Here is a 20,866-nt window from a genome sequence, read left to right as displayed (position 1 = left end):
AATATGCGGTTATTGATCTCGGTTCTAACAGTTTTCATATGATTATTGCACGAATCATTAATGGTGCAACACAGATAATTTATAAAAATAAAAAGAATATACATTTGGCGACTGGATTAGATGAAAATAATCAATTAAGTGACTCGAGTATTAAACGGGGAATAGAGTGTCTTGAACTGTTTGCTGAACGTTTAAATGGATTTCCTCCGGAAAATGTGAGAATTGTTGCAACTTACACACTTCGTGTTGCATCAAACAGGCATAAGTTTTTGAAGGCTGCAGCTAAAATATTACCTTACCCTATAGAAATTATTTCAGGTCAAGAAGAAGCCCGTTTAGTCTATTTAGGTACTATGACCGCTGAACCCACTTCATCAATTGATACTAAATTTGTTATTGATATTGGCGGAGGATCAACTGAAATTGCGATTGGCAAAGGCAATGACCTTAAACCTATTATTGTCGCTAGTCGTCCAATGGGCTGCGTAACCTTTAATAAACGTTTTTTTCCACAACAAAAGATTGATGAAGAGTCATTTCAACGAGCAAAACTTGCAGCCGAGCAACAAATTGAAACCATGATTAGTACTATCAAAAAACAGAATATTACGGTTGCTTTTGGTACATCAGGAACCATTAAATCTATTCATCATATTCTATTAGATCTTGGTGTGAGTGACGGTATTATTACCCCGAAGAGATTAGATGATTTAGTTAGTTATGTATTGGACTTTGAAACATTTGATGATATTACCTACCCTTCACTATCCGATGAACGTAAACAGGTTTTTGTGAGTGGACTGGCAATATTTTGTGGTGTATTTAATGCATTGGGATTAAATTCGTTGCAGTATAGTTCTAATGCTTTACGTGAAGGGGTTTTATATGAATTAATCGGTGGCCCTAATTATCGAGACATACGTCAAACCACCGCCGAATCTTTATCTAAACACTACAATATCGATCAGCGTCATGCTATGCAAGTTGTCAAAACAGCAAAATACTTTTTTTTACAATGGAAAGAGCAAGCACAAATCGATATTCCAATTTGTGTCGAATCCATTTTATATTGGGCGGCTCTTTTACATGAAGTAGGATTAAAAATTAACTTTTCGTCTGTGCATAAACATTCAAGTTACATTCTGCAAAACAGCAATTTGCCGGGATTTAACGAAGAACAACAACTGTTGTTATCGACACTCGTTCGTTATCATCGAAAATCAATTAATATTGAAGCATTTCCTTATTTTAGCCTTTTTGAATTTAAACATATTATTTCATTATTACAAATACTCAGGCTCTCCATTCTGATCAATAATCAACGCTCTACAGAGATTAATTTGAATGCATTTCGATTAAAATTAGTTAAAGACAAATTGACCAAAATGACATTCGAAATTGACACTAATTTTGTGGAAAGTAATAAATTGATTTTATTAGATTTAGAGCAGGAACAAAAATATTGGCAGGCCATTAATGATTGGAGTTTATCGATTATGTTGTTATGAGATTATCATAATTAGAGGATAAAAAAACCGCCAATTTCTGACGGTTTTTTTGTTGAATAGTGTTTAAGATACGTTATTTTTTAACCTAATTCCAACATTTTCCACCACAAAAGACCAACGGTAAACACAATGGTTAAGTTAACAACGCTACAGATAAATCCTACTTTCCACCATGTTTTGACTGGAACAAAACCTTCAGCAAATAACAACGGATTTCGAGCATTGGCAAATTGGGTAATGGAACCAAAATAGTTGGTACAAATAACTAATGCAAATATCGCAATCATTGGTGGAACATGAAGTGCCACTGCTACAGATAAGAATACTGGAAATAGCGCCGCAATATGCGCATTGCCACTAGCAAAGAAATAGTGTAAATAAACATAGGCAACACACAAAATAATGATAACAAATACCCAGCTACTATCACCTAAATGCCCCTTTACTGCACTACCGATAGTATCGCCTAGCCATTTTGTAACACCTAGCTTATTGACTTGTCCTGCTATCATTAATAAAGCCGCAAACCAAATTAAGGTATCCCATGCCGCTTTTTCACCTTTCACATCATCCCAGCTTAGTACACCAGTTAAGATTAAAATCGTTAAACCAATAAAAGCAGTCGTTGTTGCATCAATACCTAAATAGTCTTTACCGAAAATCCAAAGACCTAATAATAAAATTACCGTACCACCCATAATAATTTCTTTAGCAGTAATTGGCCCCATTTTTTTCAATTCTTCAACGGCTAATCTTGGCGCATCAGGTGTCTTTTTAAGCTCTGGATTGGTTAAGAAATAAATGACTAATGGAATCACAATAAAAGAAACTAAACAAGGTACGATAGCTGCAATAAACCACTGTCCCCATCCCAATGTCACGCCTAATGTTTCTGTGACTAATTTAGCGGCTAATAAATTACCGGTAAATGCAGTCAAAAACATTGCTGAGGTAATATCATTGATATGACTAATGGTTAACATTAAAAAAGTGCCAATTCGATTTCTTGATTCATCCTTCGGATTAGAATTAAAGTTAATCGATAACGCTTCAGCGATTGGATAAATCACACCACCAGCACGAGCTGTCGTACTTGGAATGGCAGGCGCCAATGCCACATCTGTTACAGATAAACCATAAGCTAAGCCTAAAGTGTTTTTACCTAAAATTTTTACTAAATAATAAGCAATACGTTTGCTTAAACCAGTTTTAATAAATCCTCGCGCAATCATAAAAGCAACAACGATCAACCAAATTAAGCTACTATTTAATTCACTTAATGATATCTTGATAGACTCAGTTGCATTAGCTGCACCAGATGGTCTTAAAATAGCAAAAACCGTAATGGCTAATAAGCCAATTGCGCCAATTGGCATAATTTCTGCAACAATACAGGCAATCGTTGCCACAAAAATAATGCTTGTTCGCCAACCTTCTGTACTTATTCCTTGTGGAGGCGAAACAAATAGCCATAATATTGCTGAAATAGCAGCAATAATTATGAGCGGTAACCATTTTACTGGTGGTTTTTTCACTGCGTTCATAATAATTTCCTTCTTTAATGTAAAAACGTAATTAATTCATTTAAAACAATAAAAGTTTAGCAATTTCATTGTCATTGGTTCTTAATGCAGATTTATTTCATAGTGTTTATCAATTAGATCAAAATTAAAATTTTTCGGATTGATCAGTGTCATCGTTTTATTTTTTAGTAAAAAAATGGCTGAAATATCTGGATGTTTTTTTAAATATTCACCACTGGCATTTACGCCTAATCCATAAAAAATCGTTGAGTAAATATCGCCTTCAAGAGAAGTATTTGAAATAACGGTAACGCTTTCAATTTCATTATCAAGAGGATAGCCAGTTAAAGGATTGAAAATATGATGATAAAGCCGATTATTTTGCACAAAATAACGTTCATAAATGCCCGAAGTAACGACTGATTTATTTTTAACTTTTATTATACCTGCTAATTCATCAGATAAAGAAAAGGGTTTTCTTAACCCTATACACCAACAACCTGACTTTTCTATTGGGGAGGCTCCTAACGTTAGTACATTTCCACCTAAATTTATGATGCCATGGTGAATATGATGTTCAAGTAACAGATTTTGAATGACATCGGCGATATAACCTTTTGCGATAGCACCAAGATCTATCTCCATTCCTGCTTTTTTTAAAAAAACAGAATGGGTTGTATCATTTAATTCTATATCAAATGGATCGGTTAATAATAGTTGTTGTTTGATATGATGATCGACAGGAATACTATCTCCTTTAAAGCCTATTTTCCAAAGTTTGACGACAGGACCGATAGCCATATTAAAACAACTTGAGGGATTCACGCTCAATTGCCAAGCCTGTTTAATAAGTGAAAATACAGGTAAGCTTACCTCAACAGGATGTTTGCCTGCTGCAAGATTGATTGACATAACCTCCGAAACTGGGCGGTTAACAGTCAATTTATCTTCAAGCAATTTAATGGTAGCAAAAGCAAGTTTTGCGACGGTTTCATTTTGCTCTAATAGCGTCAATGTTACTGTCATCCCCATCAATGTTTGAGAATAGTCGTAGGTAGAACTTACCATTTTTAGCAAAGTTCAATTAACTATTAATGTAATCTGTGGCTTTTTTACCTGCTTGTATACCAAAAATAATGATATCAGCAACAGCATTACCACCAATGCGATTTGCTCCATGCACACCACCAACAACCTCACCAGCCGCAAAAACACCTTTAATCACATGTTTATCATTGTCTAATACTTGTGTTTCAGTGTTTATCGTTACACCTCCCATTGTATGGTGAACACCCGGTGCAATTTTAATTGCATAAAATGGTGCGGTGTTAATTGGATGACGCATTCCCGTCGTTCGACCAAAATCCTCATCTTGTTTGTTAATTACAAACTTATTATAACGTTCAATCGTTTTTGACAGATTATTAGCATCAATAGAAAGTTTGTTAGCTAATTCAGTAATTGAATCGGCTTGAACAACGAGATTATTAGAAACATACTCTTCAACGGCTTTGTTTTCGTCACGAACTTGTTGATCGAATAAAATATAGGAATAGTGTTCAGGTAATTTGATAATATCCGCTGAAACTTTATCTCGGGTATCTAATTCATTAACAAAACGTTTACCTTCCTGAGAAACAAGAATTGCGCCACCGCCACGTATAGATTCTGAGATCAAATATGAGGTAGTTTGTTCAACAGTTGGATGGATTTGAATTTCGCCCATATCAACAGTGCCAGCCCCAAGTTTTTCTAAGATCATGATACCAGAACCTGTCGCCCCTTTATGGTTGGTTGTCACAAAACCTTTTAAGTCAGGACGATATTTTTCAACCATTTCACGGTTAGCACTAAATCCGCCCGTTGCAATCACCACCGCTTTCGCTTTAATGATATAATTTGTGCCGTCTTCTTCAATGACTTTAACGCCAACAACTTTATGATTTTCGGTAACGATTTCTGTCACATTGGTATCTAACATGACTTCAATACCACGTTTATTAAGATTTTTTACCAATCCACTAATCAAAAATCCGCCAACAGCTGCACCACTTGCTGGTCGATGTGTACGGTCGATACTCATTCCACCTGTTGTCGTAATACCACTTAGTTCAATACCGTTTTCATCTAACCAATCAATCGCATCGGGGGCATTTTCAACAAAGTAACGAAGTAATTCCGGATTATTTTTATTTTTACCACCAGCCAAAGTTTCTTTATAGAATAGATCCTTACTGTCAACAATGCCTTTAAGTTTTTGGAATTTAGTTTCAGCTGCATTCATACCAGCAGACGCTTTATTGGTATTTCCGCCAATAACAGGCATTTTTTCAACGACAACAACGCTAGCCCCTAAATCATGAGCTCGTATTGCAGAAGCCAGCCCTGCTCCCCCGCTTCCCACAACAACAATATCGTAAGATTTATCATTTGGATCACCACCTTCAGCAATAATGGCTTCTTTATTCGATTGTGTCATGGCCTTAGTAACGGCTTTTTTGAATGCTTCACACTGTGATGTAGCCCCAGAAATTGCATCCACATGTGGACTGTTTGAATTAATAATTCGTTGTTTAATTTCTGCAAAATTATCTAAAACTTGGTTATCAAACTCATTGGCATTCACAAGTTGCATATCTTTAATGAAATCTTTGCCTAATTCGACATTAATAAGAAATTCATAAGATTCATCATTAACTTTTTCTTGATATTGACCAGGTTTGAATTTCTTATTATTTAGACTTGCATCACGAATTAATGCTTCAACTAATGAAAAACGCCATAAAGGTTCAGGGATATTCAATTCTTCACGTTTGTCACTACTGATAGTCAGCTCCAGTTGTTCACCTTTTTCAATACGGCTAATCCAGTCTGGATAAGCGATGCATGCTCGACCAACAGCGACCAAATCGTAACCATTATCAATCGCCGTTTCTACATCAATTTGATTAACCACATTACCTACACCTACTACCGGAATTTTAGCTAATGTCGCAGATCGCATTGCCACATATTTATTGATTAACGGGGTTGGATCTTGGGTATCAACAATTGAAGGTCTTAAAATCGCGCCCATTGAAAAATGGATATAATCCAGACCTTTGTCTGCTAACTTTTCAAGTAGATACATGGAGTCATCAAAACGAATACCCGGTACTTCCAGTTCTTCCGGAGAAAAACGATAACCAACAATAAATTCTGGCGTTGCAAACTGTTTAACCATTTTATGTGTGATATCTAAGATTGCTAAAGGGAATTGCAAGCGATTATCACGGCTTCCACCCCATTTATCGGTTCGTTGATTTGAATTTGGAGAATAAAATTGTTGGATTAAATAAGTGTTAGCACCGTGGATTTCAACACCATCGAAACCGGCTTCAATAGCACGACGTACCGCTTGACCAAATTTATCGATCATGTCGTCGACTTCGTCTGCCGTTAATGCGATCGGTGTTGCTGCGCCTACTCTAGGGGCTGCGATAGCACTTGGTCCAACAGGAGATTGTCCACCAATGAGTTTTGGCTCAACCATTCGACCACCGTGATAAACTTGAATGACTGCTTTCGATCCCTTTTCTTTAATTGCTTTCGCAATTTTAGCTAATCCTTCAATTTTATCATCGTTATCTAAACCTATTGCACCAGGAAACGCTAATCCTTTATTATCGACAAACCCGCACTCAACGATGATTGTTCCTATTTCACCTGCTCGGTCTCGATAATACTCGATTAAATCATGCGTGACTGAACCGTCATAAAATCCGGAACAGGTCGTCATTGGCGCCATCATTATTCTATTTTTTAATTCAACGCCATTGGGTAAAGTGAAGGGTTTAAAAATATTTTCTTTTTTCATTATTATATACCTAATTATTTTATTCAGATTTATTAACTGTTGTTAATAATAGCATTACTTATAATCATTCTCCACTTCGAAACAGACTATTAATGTACCGATGTATTATTTTTTAGACAAAAATTTTTATATATTTTTTAAAGTATTATGTGCTATTTGTTTATCTAAACAAATAACATTGTAGCTTAAGTAAGCAAAACAGTTTTCAAGATAGTCATATTGCAACGATAAAATCTAAAAAAAAACACTGCAACTATTTCATTTAGTTACATATTTATCATTATAATTGGCTTGAAGTTTGAATAGATTAAGCTAGAATGCATGCAAGTTTGTACAAGAGAACCTAAGAATGATTAGAGTGAAAAAAGAAAAATTATTATCCAAAATTAAGTATCACTCTTTTTTAATTCAATTTATTGATCCTCCTTTATGGAGGATTTTTTTTATCAAAAATATACCCCTCTTTCCTCAGAATTTTTTTAAGTGCTCATCACAGGAGATATTATGAAATCTTTAACGCCGTTTTACGATCCCACTATCAGTTATGAAGATAATTATGCAAACGGTCCTTTTGGGCTTTTTACACAATTAAGTCACGTTGAACATGTCGCAACCCAAACCAGTCAATTTCTCAATCTTAATGTTAATTTACCATTTGGAATGCCTGCCGGTCCCCTTCTAAATGCCAATTATATTAAAGCTGCATTTGCGTATGGATTTGACTTATGCGTCTATAAAACTGTAAGAACAAGATTTCACAAATGTCATCCGTTGCCGAATGTGCTATCTGTTCATCCTAACGGTAAATTATCCAGTAATCTTGATACTGTCTTAGCAGATACAAATTATACTCAACCGCTATCAATTACCAATTCGTTTGGTGTTCCTTCTCTTGCTCCCGATGTTTGGCAACCTGATATGGCTGATGCGGTAAAAGCCGCTGGTCAAGGTCAATATGTTATTGGTAGCTTTCAAGGAACACAAGGACATGGCGAAATTGAAAAAGATTATGCGTTAGCCGCTAAATTAGTAAGAGAAACTAATGCCCCAATTCTTGAAGCAAACTTGAGTTGCCCAAATGAAGGAGCGAGTAAATTACTCTGTTTTGATGTTGATAAAGTAGAACGCATTGTAAATGAAATTAAAAATGCAGTTCCCGATCGTCCACTTATATTGAAACTAGCCTATTTTCCGGATGATGAAAAAATTATTTCATTACTTACTAAAGTCGGATCGATAATTGATGGATTAAGTGCTATTAATACCTTATCAGCCAAACCTGTTAACGCAAATGGTCAGCCAGCTTTAGGAGAAAATAGAAAGGAAGGTGGAATTTGTGGCGATGCCATACGTTGGGCTGGATTAGATATGGTGAGTCGCCTTGATAAATATCGTCAACAAATGGATTTAAAATTTACCATTATAGGTGTTGGTGGAGTTAGCAACAGTGAACATTATCACCAATTCATTAAAAACGGTGCTGATGCTGTGATGAGTGCGACAGGAGCCATGTGGAATCCGTTACTTGCTATAGAGATTAAGAAAAGTCTGAACTAGATTATTCGCAATATTTATAATTGTTACAGGGTAACTTACCCTGTAATTACGTTTCTTTTCTCTTTAAATTTTCTTTTTTCTAAAATAATAAAAGCCAATAACAATATGCGCTAAAAAAACGATTACTAAAATAATACGCACATGCAAGGAATGAATGAAAATAAATGGGATGAACAATGCGATAAAAACCATAGCTAGCATTTTAAACAAACTTTTTTTAGATGCTTTTTTCTCAATAAGCATCTTTTGTATATAAGTTTGATAATAATGACTTTGAGTAAAACAGCGATAAAGACGATCTGAACTATTAAGCCACAAATATGCGGTTAACAAATAGAATGGTACTGTTGGCAAAAGTGGCACGAAAATGCCTACCGTTCCCAGCAAAAATGAAACACTACCTATAATAATAAATAACCATTTTTTTAACATAACTAAGTATACTTATAGATAATTATTAAAATTTTGATTGCGAATAACAAAGCATGAATTCAATATTCCAAAAAACTTAATCATTACGCCTAAAGTTAGGGTAAATTATTCATTGTGTGACAACTTAAGTATATAACAGAGTTTTAAAAGAAAAAAATGTTATGAAACACGATTTTTTCATATTGATTAAATTACATTTTTCTTTGCATTTATGTTAAATGTGTTATATAAAAACAATTACATATTTAGGTAATTTTAGTTTTGGATCAGTTTTAATATGGAAAAAAAGGAAAAGTTAACTATACTTCTTTGTTCTCCTGATTGTTCGACAAAATTTTTAACAGAAGGATCGGTTTTTATAAAACCAATAGATAGTTATTGGAATGATTTTGGATACCAATTAGCGACAGAAATAGGTATTCGATTAAATGATAATTCAATTGAATGGTTTGATTCAAAATTTGCTTTCAAAGATCAAGATAATACTTATAAGTATGTTTCTACAATTCTAAAAAAAGAGAAATTTGTAAATCTTTTTTCGATAGATTTAGCTTTTGCTCATTTATTCACAAATCAAAAATCTTATAGCGCCATCAGCCGATTAATTGGTTTTGAAAGAGCAATAAACATTCTGGAAGAAATAAATGATATTTGTTTATATGTGGATAAACCTTCTAGAATACCAAAGTGGGATGATTTTTATAAAACCGATGTGTATAGTAGAGCTATGCTTAGAACGAGTGAGGCGTATTTTGCTTATCGGCATGGATATTCTATTATACAAGGTAAAGTCATTGAAAATGCGGACTCTAAACAAACCTTCAACATTACGTTTAAAAATTTAGATTCTCTTCAACTCGAATTTAAATTTACCAATCAGAATAAATTACGGGGTCGCATTGCGACCATAATAGGTCAAAATGGATGTGGAAAAACAACGATACTGACAGAACTCGTTAAAGCGCTTGCTGATAGGCAATCAAAACATATCTCAATTGTTCCACAACTTGACTTTAACCAAGTTATTTTGTTTGCTCATCATGCAACACTTAATTCAATTGACAAAGAACTTATCAATAATCCTAGTGTTTCTATTTCACAGCTAGATCCTAATATTCAGAACGACAGGGTTTTTAATGAAAAAACAGACAATCATTTATTGGTAGATGTGTTAAGAAACAATAGAATATCCGAATTATGTAATATCATTTCCCAAGAATTTTATGATTTAACAATAAAAGTTCCACTTTTAGTGGATCATTCGGCTAACCTAGATCAACACCACGAAATCGCAATAAAAAACTTTGCCCGATACAATGGTGAGCAACGTTGGCTTGATAGGATAGCGACGATTGACCGAGAAAAAAATCTCGTTATATATAAAAATGACGAAAAATATCATCCAAGTTTAGGACAATCAACATTTATCCGTTTCATTTTAAACGTTTTTGCCAATGTCGGACCGGCATCAGTACTGCTTATTGATGAACCAGAAACTTTTTTACATCCTAACCTTATTTCTCAATTTATGAGAATTCTTAATAATGTATTAGAGACCACAAAATCCATCGCTATAATCGCTACTCATTCTCCTTACATTGTCAGAGAAGTACAAAGTGCACAAGTTCATATTATTGAAAAGGACGAAGTAGATTTCAAAATTAAGCAGCCGCGAATGCAAACATTAGGCGCTAATGTGACCAGCATCTCAAATGAAATCTTTGGCGATGATCTGTTAATCCATCTATACAATGAATTAGTTGATAACATTAAAGATGATTTAACCTTCGATGAAATTCTCGATAAGTATATTGGAGAAATAAGTCCAGATGCCCTCTTACAGCTAAGGAATAATATGGAATATTAATATGAGAAAATTAAATTTTCCACAATATAATAGCGCAGAAATTATTGATAGCTGTCAATTAGATGAACTTTGTCAAAAAAATCGAAAAGGAAAACATATTCGGTTTATTTCATCTTATATCGATATTATTAAAAAATCTTACGAACATTATGATAAGCATAATGGTAACCCTTGGTTTATTAATTCATTGTCAGAAGAAACAATACCTTCATTATCGGCATTTAAACAACACATGAATCTTTTATATGATAACCCGCCACAAGCACTTAAATTCATTAAATCGCTGAGAGAAAGTATTCAAGGTGCATGCCCAATGTGTGGGAGACATGGCAATGGAACAATCGATCATTATTTACCTAAATCAATCTTTCCAGAATACTCTTTTTTTTCCAAGAACCTGATACCTGCTTGTGATAGATGCAATAAGGAACGATCATTAAAAATAAAAGGAGATATATTACATGAAAGGCCTATTCACCCTTATTTTGATAAATTTATTGAAAAAAGAATCATGTCATCTCACTTTAAACCAGACTGGCGAGCACCGTTAATTACTCCTATAGCCATAGATGTAAAAGATGAAGAAAAAATTATAGTTGAATGGCACATCAAGAACATTGTCATCCCTTCAGGAATCAAGAATCATTTCTCTTATTTATGGACAAAATTATGTGAATCACCAAAGATATATATAAAAAACGCAATTAATTTAGAAGACATCATAAAAAAATTATATGAAATCCAATTAATTTACGAGAATAATGGCGGAACACCCAATAATTGGGATGCCTGTTTTTATCATGGATTACAAAATAACGAAGAAGCACTCAATTATTTGATTAAAATTCAAAAAGGCGAATTATAAATAAATAACTATTGATTTTATATAGAGGATTGGAACAAAAACATTAGGGGAAAAACTGATGAAATTGGCGGAACGGACGGGGCTCGAACCCGCGACCCCCTGCGTGACAGGCAGGTATTCTAACCAACTGAACTACCGCTCCGCTTTTTAGACTACTTCAAGGCATCACTGCTGAAGTAGGCGTGATATTAAAGATTATTTTCGATGGCGTCAATAGATATTTTAAAATATGCAATCAATTGAATAGAAAACAATCATTTACTGGCGCGCCATAATGCTCCGCCACTTTTTTTATCAATTTTTGATAAAACAGTTTCATGTTCTGAAAGTTCATATTCTGATGCTTTTATGACTTTTAAAGGGGTCGATCCTCGCTCTATTCTTTGAAGGGTATTGCTGTTTTCACCATTAGCTAGACTATGTTCATCCATATTAAAGGATAATGTCGTTTGTCCCCCCGTCATAGCTAAATATACTTCAGCTAAAATCTCAGCATCCAGTAAAGCGCCATGAAGTGTACGATGAGAATTATCAATTTGGTAGCGTTCACAAAGCACATCTAAATTATTACGTTTGCCAGGGAACAGGCGTCTTGCCATTGCTAAAGTATCGGTAACAATACAGTGATCAGCAGTTTTATAATCTAAACCACAAAGACGAAACTCATAATCCATAAACCCGACATCAAACGATGCATTATGGATAATTAATTCAGCACCATCAATAAACTTAATAAAATCATGGGCGATATTTTTGAATATGGGTTTATCTTTAACAGCTTCATTGCTTATACCATGAACTTTAAACGCTTCTTCATCAATTAAGCGTTCTGGATTAATATAGACATGAAAATGATTGCCTGTTAAACGGCGATTGATGATTTCAACAGCACCAATTTCAATAATCTTATGTCCTTCATAATGATTATTTCCATCTTGATTCATACCTGTTGTTTCTGTATCGAGTACAATTTGGCGAGTAGAATGAGTTATCACGTTATTCTCTTTATATCAAACATTGGGAAAACTACGAATTAGTGATATAGTTTACCATTAAATACTATTAATGTTGATACCTACCCGCTATTTGAAGCTGAATCTTCAGATTTGCTTACCATTTTTAAATTGTGTTACATTTTGGGAGTTATCAACCTAGTTTGCCGAAAAGTTTGCAAAAATGTTAAAACAAATCAGAATATACACAGATGGTTCTTGTCTTGGAAACCCTGGACCTGGCGGATATGCTGCCATTTTAAGATATAAGCACAATGAAAAAATATTAGCAGAAGGATATTTTAATACAACTAATAATCGAATGGAGTTATTAGCTGCAATTGTCGCTTTAGAAAAATTAAAAGAGCCTTGTCAAATTGATCTCTATTCTGATAGCCAATATTTGAAAAATGGTATTTCAAAATGGATTTATACTTGGAAAAAAAATGGATGGAAAACCGCAAATAACAAATCTGTCAAAAATGTTGATTTATGGATGCGGCTTGATAAAGCGGTACAAACACATAAAATCGATTGGATTTGGGTTAAAGGCCATGCAGGGCATCCTGAAAATGAACAATGTGATATCATAGCCAAATCTAAAGCTGAGTCCCCTACTTTAGTGGATACTTTTTTTGAAGAATCAAATTCAGCGTAATAAGTTTTAAACCCTATTATTTCACATGAGACCAACCCATTATAGTTATCAAATGTCACTTAATAGCATGGATTTCATTTATGTATAAATTACACATAATCCCCGTTTTAAAAGACAATTATGTCTGGTTATTAGAAAATAATGCTAAACAAGTTATTATCATTGATCCAGGGGCAGCCGAACCTGTTTATAACTATCTACATCTACATAATTTAACACCCCTTGCAATTTTGCTTACTCATCACCATATAGACCACATTGGCGGTGTGGTAAAACTACAAAATGATTTTAATTCTATTGAGGTATATGGGCCCAAAGAGATTCCTTTACCTATTCAATATGTAGAAAATAGGGATAAATTAATTATTGCCGATTTTAAATTTGAGATAATTCCTGTACCAGGTCATACATTGGGTCATTTGGCTTACTATTGTCAGCCTTATCTTTTTTGTGGCGATACGCTGTTATCGGCTGGTTGTGGACGTGTATTTGAAGGTACTTATCAGCAAATGCTAAATTCACTTAACAAATTAGCCCAATTACCTGATGATACCCTAGTCTGTGCTGGTCATGAATATACCAAATCTAATCTTGATTTTGCACTAAATATGTTACCAAATGATACTAAAATTAGTGCCTATTATGATTTAATTTCCGATAAATCAATTACTTTACCATCTACTTTAAGAAATGAAAAACAAATTAATGTTTTTCTACGATGTAAAGAAAAAAACATACAAAATAAATTAAATTTTAACAATGAGTTAGATTTATTTGTTTTTTTTAGAAGCCAAAAGGATATTTTTTAGGTATAATATACGGTTTTAATAAATGTTTAATGTTTTAAGGTAATGAAAAAGTTATTTATATTCACAGCATTATGTTCGTTTTTGGTTGCATGCCAAAACCATCAATCTCAATATAATAGTAGTGTCTATCCAACACATAACTCAGAATCAATCGTTACCAGTGGACTTTTAAAAAGTAGTGGAATTAATAATAAATTAATTACTCAAAATCCTTGGCATTATATGATAAGCCAACTGAATGTGAAAGTCCCTGAAAATAATCGTATTAAAGAAGAAAGAGCGCTTTTATTACGCAACCCTAAAGCTTTTGAAACTACAGCGCTTCGTTCTGAGCCTTATGTATATTACATAATGGATCAACTACGTCAAAATAATTTACCGGTAGAATTAGCTTTAATTCCACTGATTGAAAGTGCCTACGATCCGTTAGCAACATCGGCTGGTAAAGCTGCCGGTTTATGGCAGATTGTACCCATAACAGCCAGAGAATATGGTCTCAATAAAAGTCACTCATTTGATCCAAGACGTGATCTAATTGCATCAACGAGTTCAGCGATAACGCTGTTAAAAGATCTGAACGGTCGTTTTAAAGGGGATTGGTTATTAACTCTTGCTGCTTATAATGCTGGCGAAGGTCGCATTAGAAAAGCAATTGCACAAAATAAAGCAAATGGTTTACCAACAAATTATTGGGCGCTGGATTTACCAACTGAAACCCGACACTATGTACCGAAGATTTTAGCCATTATTGATATTGTAAAAAATAGTGAACGTTACGGTATTAAATTACCCGATTGTAACTATGAAAACTCATTAGTTAGAATTGATATGTCTAAAAATATTTCATTAGCTAAAATTGCTCAATATACTGGGATACCAATTAACGACTTAAAAAGTTTTAATGCAGGCTATTTACAACAAACTGTAAGTGGACCATTTCATTTACTGGTTCCGTATTCTTATGCGGAAGATTTACATAAAAAGCTACAAGCACAAAATCTTGTTTCAGCCGAAATCACAGAACTTTTACAAGATGTGCCTCATAACACTATGCCTTTGGAAGTCAAAACAGTAGCAATCAAGTCCGAAGTGTCAAGTGGAATAAATAATAAGAATAAAACGCTTCATACTAAATCCAATAAACAGATCACTTATCAAGTTAAAGCAGGTGATGATTTAGTAACTATAGCTAAAAATTATCGTGTTAAAATTACAGATATTTTAACTTGGAATAATTTGACCGATCAGGATATCAAAGAAGGTGATGTATTAACCATTAATCTTGCAAATCCAATCTAAATTTGACCAATAAAGGATTATGATCAGATGCCGAAGTACTAATTATTTTTGCTGTATCTAATTGTAATCCTCGATAAAATACAAAATCTAATGGTCTTCCCATAAATGTTTTTCGAATATCAATTGAAAAATTCACCGGTTTGAGGTCGATTGTACTTACTAAATGATATAAAAGATTTAACCGCTGTTGACTCCAAGCATTGAAATCACCCGCTAAGATCACCGGTCCATTATGCTCCTTGATTCGATTTAATAGCATATGCATTTGTTGCCGATAACTTTTCACACCAATACTAAAGTTAACGGCATGAATGTTCGCAACCAGCAATTGTTGTGTTGAGTTATAAATAGGATATATCGTGATTAAAGCGGATTTTGGAACGCGAATAAGGGGTTCTTTTTCTCTAAATGAATAGATAGAGATAGGTAATGTATCTGTAATTGTCATCACACCAGCATAAATATTATTGAAGCAGTAAGCGGGCACATGGTCTGCTATCTTATTTTGTCGGGTAATAAAGTTCAATAATTGTGGTGTGGTTTGCGCTTCTTGTAATAATATCAATTTAGTTTCATCTGCATAATGTTCTAAAATTTGAATACAGTCGGCTCTTTTTTGTTTAAAAATATTCCAAACCATAACTGTAAAAGTAGTTTTATCAATTAATGGTTTATTTACTATCAATTGACTATTGGGCAAAATAATTTCTACTTCATTATTTGCCCGATATCGTAATGTATAATCTCGATGTTTAAACATATTAACTATTTATTTTGTTGAGCTAAATATTCATCAAACGATACTTTATCATTTTCTTCTAATTTTTTCTGTTTTTCGAGTGAAATATAGCGCTGTTGAACAAAATCATTATCGGTTAACACGGCTAAAGGTTCTGACAATAACTGTTTTTTATATTGACTTGCTAAAGCTAAACCAAATTTAGCTGTTCCCAAATCACTTATCGCCTGTAATGTTCTTGCTGATAAAGTTAATTCTGGATAATCAAACATAACATCAAGTCGCTCACAAACCTTACGGTAGTGCTGTTTTTCATCATGATGATCTAAAACATCAGCAACACGTAGTAAATCCTTAAATAATTGATGACCTACTTTGGCCATTGGTTCATGATAACTTCCACACCCCATTGTTATTTCAATCCCCGGTTTCCGACCTTCTAAAATAACTCGATTCCAGTTTAATTTTGCGCACTCTAGCTCTTGACTGCTCATTTCAGGTGCCGGTGCTAATGCACACCAAATTAAAAATAAATCGATAAATCGGATCTGTTCTTCTGTAATACCGATTGGTGAAAATGGATTAACATCTAAAGCTCTTACTTCGATATACTCAATTCCACCACGTAGCAATGCATCTGAAGGTGATTCCCCTGCCCTAGGAACACGTTTAGGACGAATCGGCGCATAAAACTCATTTTCAATTTGTAAGACTTTATCATTTAATTGACGATACTGACCATCAACTTTAATGCCTAAGCGACTAAATTCGGGAGATTGTGTTTTAGTTGCGCGTTTTAATCCCTCGACATAAGTATTCAAATGATTAAAAGTGATACCCAATTGCTTTTGAGCATTATTGGTATAACCAATATCGCTAAGCCTTAAAGATGTGGCATAAGGTAAATAACAGTTGCCGTTAGTTTGTTCAATGAATGCTTTCGCTTTTTCGGGATCTTGGATAAATGAAGAGCACATTGATGGTGATGCACCAAAAAGATACGGGATTACCCAACCAAAGCGATAATAGTTACGAATTAAAGTGAAATAGCCTTCTGAAATAACGTCTTTACCCTCTTCAGTATTTTTTACCCCGTCTCTTGCTTGCCAAAATGCTGTCGGTAAAGAAAAATTATAATGGACACCTGAAATAGTTTGCATCATTGCACCATAACGGTTTTTTAATCCCTCACGATACAGTGTTTTTAAACGCCCTTCGTTTGAAGAACCATATTGCGCTAAAATAATATCGTCTTCTTTCGCAACAAAACACGGCATACTGAGTGGCCACATCATTTCATCACCAATATTAATACTGGCATAACGATGTAAATCTCGCAAAAACGTGAGCATATAATCAATGTTCGTATTGACCGGTGTTATAAATTCAAGCATCGACTCAGCAAAATCAGTTGTGATCCAAGGGTGAGTTAAGGCTGAACCAATTTTATTGGGAAAAGGCGTTTTAGATAAAGAACCATCGGGTAAAATTCGTAAGGTCTCTCGTTCCAGTCCACGTTGAATACCTTGTAAGATAGTATAATGTTTTTCTAACCAATTAAGTGCTTTAGAAACATCAGGTATCATAATCTTTATTTATCCTAAATTGAGTTTTATATATTCAATATTATCATAATTTACAAGCTTCTATTGGTAATTTTGGCTTTTCACTCATGCTTTATCAGATTAGAACTGATTTCAAAGATGAAAACACTCAATAATACTATTTATTATTGATAGTTAGGTCATGAATCGACATTTAATAATCTTGTCTATTTCATGGATAGGAATGGGTAATCATCCGCATTCCTTTTAATGTAAAACAATTAGATATCATCAATTTCACAAAGTTTTTAACTCTGTTGTTGTGCTTTTTGATTGGCAATATAGCTTTCATCAACTTGTATTATACTATTAGTTTGATGATCGATTTGATAGGTTTTACCAAATCCAATAACCAGTCTGCCTTGCATTGGTGAAATTTTAAATAAGTTAAAGTCTTTCATTTCTGACAACATATAAACCATTTTACTGACTCGCAAAGCAAATTGCTCAATAATAGCATTAAACAATTCGGAATCTTTTTCAATCATGTTAGCAGTGGCTTGAAAGCTTAAACGTTTACGAGCATAAATGTTCTTCGTTTTAGATTCATCTTCAATAATAAAAGCTGAGATATGGGCATTAGCTTTGATATTCTGACTATGTGGGGCTAAATCAGAAATAAGTATATAGTAATCCTTACCATCAAAAAAATAAGGTGAATAACTTGTTTCGACATCGCCATTTGAATTAATGGTCGACAATATGACCGATAAAACGGATTCATGAAGGCTATTTATTGTATTTTGAACTATCTCAATGTTGGACTCAGCCATAAAAATCTCCTTTAACTTTTTAATTTATTTTTTATTAATTAGTTCGATAGATTAAAGTTTAATCGTTATTTGATCAATCAGTTAATCAATTGAATATAGAGTCATAACTTTAATCATTGTTATTGGGTGCACTGTGTAGCCCTATTGTTTTATAGGCATTACTCAATTAGCATTATGTTGTTAACTATTTGTAAAGGCGATTAATCATACCCTATTCATCTTTCCTTTCCAATAAAACTAATACTTCCATATGCGCTGTATGAGGAAACATATCAAATAATTGAACTTTCTTAAGTTGGTAATCCGATAATAAGCGTATATCTTCAACTAATGATGATAAATTGCAGCTAGAATATAAAATATAATGAGGTTTAACTTGAGCTAAGAATTGCATTAATGTTTCACCTCCCCCTCTTCTGGGTGGATTGAGTAATACTAAGTCAGGTATATTCTGTTGTCCAATGCTATACCGGGTTGCATCTAATGATTTAAAGGTAAGATGAGTAAAACCCATTTCATGTGCTGAGCGGGAAGCACACTCTATTGCATCTTGGCTAATTTCTATTCCCGTCAATTCTATATTCTTGTTATCTGAAGAATTGACTAAATGTAAACCAAATCCGCCTACCCCACAAAACAGATCCCAAATGGAGCTTATTTTTAAATTATCTACCCAATCACTTGCTGTTTGATAAAGATTCTTAGCAATATTGGTATTGGTTTGAAAAAAGCTTTTAGCTTTAATATAAAGGGGAATGTGATTCAATGTAAAATTCAAATAACTATTTTGGGTAAGAACAATTTCTTCTTCACCTTCTAAAATAGCTGAATGATTAGGTTGAATATTTATTGAAACAACCTGTAAATTTTCAATTTTGTTTTGAAGCTGTTGAAGTGAATTTCTGATTTTCTCAACAAACTTGTGTGATCTCATCACAAATCGAATCATAAAACCATTTGTTTCTTCGGTGGTACTTTCTGTAATGATGACAAACTTCAATTCCCCTTTTCGCTTATTAATATTATAAGGAACTAAACCTTGTTTACGGATGTACGTTCGTACTATTTTAAGAATATTTTGCATACTGGTGGTATAAAGCGGACAATCGCAAAGATCAATAGCTTCATTACCATTTACCATACCCAATATCGGTTTTTCAACAGTGCCAAGTACGGCCATTTTTGCCTTATTACGAAAAGCTACTTCTGAGCTAGCAACGGGCGGCTTAACCTCTTTAGGGTTAAACTCCGTTATTTTTTCTGATAAATTACTCTGTTTTTCTTGAAGTTGGGTGGCGTAAGAATAATTGATCCAGTTACATGATAAACATTTTTTTTGCTGATAATAGCGACACTGCATTATAGTCATAACCTCGTTTTATAATAAGTTATTATATAATTAAATTGTTTCAAAGATTAGTTATTTTAAGCCAAACCACAAAAGACAGCCTGATATTGACTTTTTGAAAATAAAAATTAATTATTTATCAAAAAGATATTTAATTATTTCATTACCAAGGTTTGACGTCATAGCGCTATATGATAGGATATAGCCATTAACATTACAGGAACAATTTAATGTCTATTAAGTTAAAAACGCCAACAGAAATCGAAAAAATGCGTATCGCTGGCAAACTTGCTGCCGATGTATTAGAAATGATCGAACCCTATGTCAAGCCCGGTATTACGACAGGTGAACTGGATAAAATCTGCTATGAATATATTGTCAATGTTCAAAAAGCTATCCCTGCAAATATCGGCTATAGCGGTTATCAACATACAAGCTGTATTTCAATCAATGACGTTGTTTGTCATGGTATCCCAAGTTTTGATAAAAAAATAAAAGATGGTGACATACTTAACATTGATGTCACTGTTATCAAAGACGGTTATCACGGTGACACATCAAGAATGTATATAGCAGGAAAACCAACCGTTGCTGGCGAAAAGTTGTGTGAAGTGGCACAAAATAGTTTGTATGAAGCGATAAAAATTATTCAACCAGGTATTCGATTAAGAGAAATCGGTAAAACAATTCAAAAATATGTAGAAAAATTTGGTTTTTCATCTGTTAGGGAATATTGTGGCCATGGAATCGGTGAAGTTTATCATGATGAACCGCAAGTGCTACATTATGATGCTGATGACGGTGGAGTTATTTTAAAACCGGGTATGACATTCACTATAGAACCTATGGTAAACACAGGTGATTGGCGTACTCGAACAATGAAAGATGGTTGGACCGTAAAAACTAAAGATCATGGACTTTCTGCTCAATATGAACACACTATTTTAGTGACAGATAATGGTGTTGAAGTATTAACGCTACGCAGTAATGAAAACTTCCCTCGAGTAATCGAACACTAAAACTGATGATTCAACAA

17 protein-coding genes and 1 tRNA gene are annotated in these 20,866 nt (G+C 33.8%); 8 read left to right on the top strand and 10 right to left on the bottom strand.

The window, feature by feature from the left end; genetic code table 11:
* The first annotated feature begins 38 nt into the window (after positions 1 to 38).
* Positions 39 to 1,508 (top strand): exopolyphosphatase, encoded by a 1,470-nt coding sequence (locus ACGH6P_RS02480; RefSeq protein ID WP_411596695.1) that lies wholly within the window; start codon positions 39 to 41, stop codon positions 1,506 to 1,508.
* Positions 1,509 to 1,588: 80 nt separating this feature from the next.
* On the opposite strand, the gene ACGH6P_RS02475 is transcribed toward ACGH6P_RS02480, so the two are convergent.
* The 3 genes from ACGH6P_RS02475 to ACGH6P_RS02465 all read right to left on the bottom strand — a co-directional run bounded on the left by ACGH6P_RS02475 (position 1,589) and on the right by ACGH6P_RS02465 (position 6,887).
* The gene (locus ACGH6P_RS02475; RefSeq protein WP_411589825.1) at positions 1,589 to 3,052 is read right to left on the bottom strand and encodes a DASS family sodium-coupled anion symporter; all 1,464 of its coding nucleotides are present in this window, start codon (positions 3,050 to 3,052) and stop codon (positions 1,589 to 1,591) included.
* An 81-nt stretch (positions 3,053 to 3,133) separates the two neighbouring features.
* The gene (locus tag ACGH6P_RS02470) at positions 3,134 to 4,099 is read right to left on the bottom strand and encodes an FAD:protein FMN transferase (RefSeq protein ID WP_411596654.1); all 966 of its coding nucleotides are present in this window, start codon (positions 4,097 to 4,099) and stop codon (positions 3,134 to 3,136) included.
* Positions 4,100 to 4,115: 16 nt separating this feature from the next.
* A complete protein-coding gene (locus ACGH6P_RS02465) occupies positions 4,116 to 6,887 on the bottom strand; it encodes a flavocytochrome c (protein ID WP_411596653.1) in 2,772 nt (923 codons plus the stop codon).
* A gap of 504 nt (positions 6,888 to 7,391) precedes the next feature.
* Between ACGH6P_RS02465 and ACGH6P_RS02460 the strand changes: the two genes are divergently transcribed.
* A complete protein-coding gene (locus tag ACGH6P_RS02460; RefSeq protein WP_411596652.1) occupies positions 7,392 to 8,444 on the top strand; it encodes a dihydroorotate oxidase in 1,053 nt (350 codons plus the stop codon).
* A 63-nt stretch (positions 8,445 to 8,507) separates the two neighbouring features.
* On the opposite strand, the gene ACGH6P_RS02455 is transcribed toward ACGH6P_RS02460, so the two are convergent.
* Entirely contained in the window at positions 8,508 to 8,876 is a 369-nt protein-coding gene (locus tag ACGH6P_RS02455; RefSeq protein WP_267359753.1) for a YbaN family protein, read from the bottom strand.
* Positions 8,877 to 9,153: 277 nt separating this feature from the next.
* Between ACGH6P_RS02455 and ACGH6P_RS02450 the strand changes: the two genes are divergently transcribed.
* Together ACGH6P_RS02450 and ACGH6P_RS02445 are read left to right on the top strand one after the other, a co-directional pair.
* A complete protein-coding gene (locus ACGH6P_RS02450) occupies positions 9,154 to 10,743 on the top strand; it encodes an ATP-dependent nuclease (RefSeq protein ID WP_267350937.1) in 1,590 nt (529 codons plus the stop codon).
* A 1-nt stretch (position 10,744) separates the two neighbouring features.
* Positions 10,745 to 11,608 (top strand): HNH endonuclease, encoded by an 864-nt coding sequence (locus ACGH6P_RS02445; RefSeq protein ID WP_267378698.1) that lies wholly within the window; start codon positions 10,745 to 10,747, stop codon positions 11,606 to 11,608.
* Positions 11,609 to 11,673: 65 nt separating this feature from the next.
* On the opposite strand, the gene ACGH6P_RS02440 is transcribed toward ACGH6P_RS02445, so the two are convergent.
* Together ACGH6P_RS02440 and dnaQ are read right to left on the bottom strand one after the other, a co-directional pair.
* A tRNA-Asp gene (locus tag ACGH6P_RS02440) sits at positions 11,674 to 11,750 on the bottom strand.
* Positions 11,751 to 11,862: 112 nt separating this feature from the next.
* Entirely contained in the window at positions 11,863 to 12,603 is a 741-nt protein-coding gene (gene dnaQ / locus ACGH6P_RS02435; protein WP_267350934.1) for a DNA polymerase III subunit epsilon, read from the bottom strand.
* Positions 12,604 to 12,784: 181 nt separating this feature from the next.
* On the opposite strand from dnaQ, the gene rnhA reads away from it, so the two are divergent.
* The 3 genes from rnhA (at position 12,785) to ACGH6P_RS02420 (ending at position 15,366) form a co-directional block, all read left to right on the top strand.
* A complete protein-coding gene (gene rnhA, locus ACGH6P_RS02430) occupies positions 12,785 to 13,258 on the top strand; it encodes a ribonuclease HI (RefSeq protein WP_267350932.1) in 474 nt (157 codons plus the stop codon).
* Positions 13,259 to 13,338: 80 nt separating this feature from the next.
* Positions 13,339 to 14,067, top strand: coding sequence for a hydroxyacylglutathione hydrolase (gene gloB, locus ACGH6P_RS02425; protein WP_267378695.1), 729 nt, complete (start codon positions 13,339 to 13,341; stop codon positions 14,065 to 14,067).
* 42 nt (positions 14,068 to 14,109) lie between these two features.
* Positions 14,110 to 15,366 (top strand): transglycosylase SLT domain-containing protein, encoded by a 1,257-nt coding sequence (locus ACGH6P_RS02420; protein ID WP_411596651.1) that lies wholly within the window; start codon positions 14,110 to 14,112, stop codon positions 15,364 to 15,366.
* On the opposite strand, the gene ACGH6P_RS02415 is transcribed toward ACGH6P_RS02420, so the two are convergent.
* From ACGH6P_RS02415 to rlmC, 4 genes are all read right to left on the bottom strand, one after another.
* On the bottom strand, positions 15,344 to 16,126 hold the full coding sequence (locus tag ACGH6P_RS02415) for an endonuclease/exonuclease/phosphatase family protein (protein ID WP_411596650.1): 783 nt from the start codon (positions 16,124 to 16,126) through the stop codon (positions 15,344 to 15,346). The genes ACGH6P_RS02420 and ACGH6P_RS02415 overlap by 23 nt on opposite strands.
* A gap of 5 nt (positions 16,127 to 16,131) precedes the next feature.
* Positions 16,132 to 17,691: a glutamate--cysteine ligase gene (gene gshA, locus ACGH6P_RS02410; protein ID WP_267359739.1), complete on the bottom strand. Its 1,560-nt coding sequence runs from the start codon at positions 17,689 to 17,691 to the stop codon at positions 16,132 to 16,134.
* Positions 17,692 to 17,957: 266 nt separating this feature from the next.
* Positions 17,958 to 18,482, bottom strand: a complete 525-nt coding sequence (locus ACGH6P_RS02405) for a HugZ family protein (RefSeq protein ID WP_267359737.1) — start codon at positions 18,480 to 18,482, stop codon at positions 17,958 to 17,960.
* 211 nt (positions 18,483 to 18,693) lie between these two features.
* Positions 18,694 to 19,842 carry a 23S rRNA (uracil(747)-C(5))-methyltransferase RlmC gene (gene rlmC, locus ACGH6P_RS02400; RefSeq protein ID WP_411596649.1) on the bottom strand — a complete coding sequence of 383 codons (1,149 nt, stop codon included), beginning with the start codon at positions 19,840 to 19,842 and terminating at the stop codon, positions 18,694 to 18,696.
* A 218-nt stretch (positions 19,843 to 20,060) separates the two neighbouring features.
* On the opposite strand from rlmC, the gene map reads away from it, so the two are divergent.
* Positions 20,061 to 20,849, top strand: coding sequence for a type I methionyl aminopeptidase (gene map, locus ACGH6P_RS02395; RefSeq protein WP_267350918.1), 789 nt, complete (start codon positions 20,061 to 20,063; stop codon positions 20,847 to 20,849).
* Positions 20,850 to 20,866 lie beyond the last annotated feature (17 nt).

This window comes from Gilliamella sp. CG25 (genome assembly GCF_046635705.1).
GTDB lineage: Bacteria > Pseudomonadota > Gammaproteobacteria > Enterobacterales > Orbaceae > Gilliamella > Gilliamella apicola_I.
The sequence above is the reverse complement of the archived record's forward strand: the minus strand, read 5'-3'. Positions and strand labels throughout refer to the sequence as shown.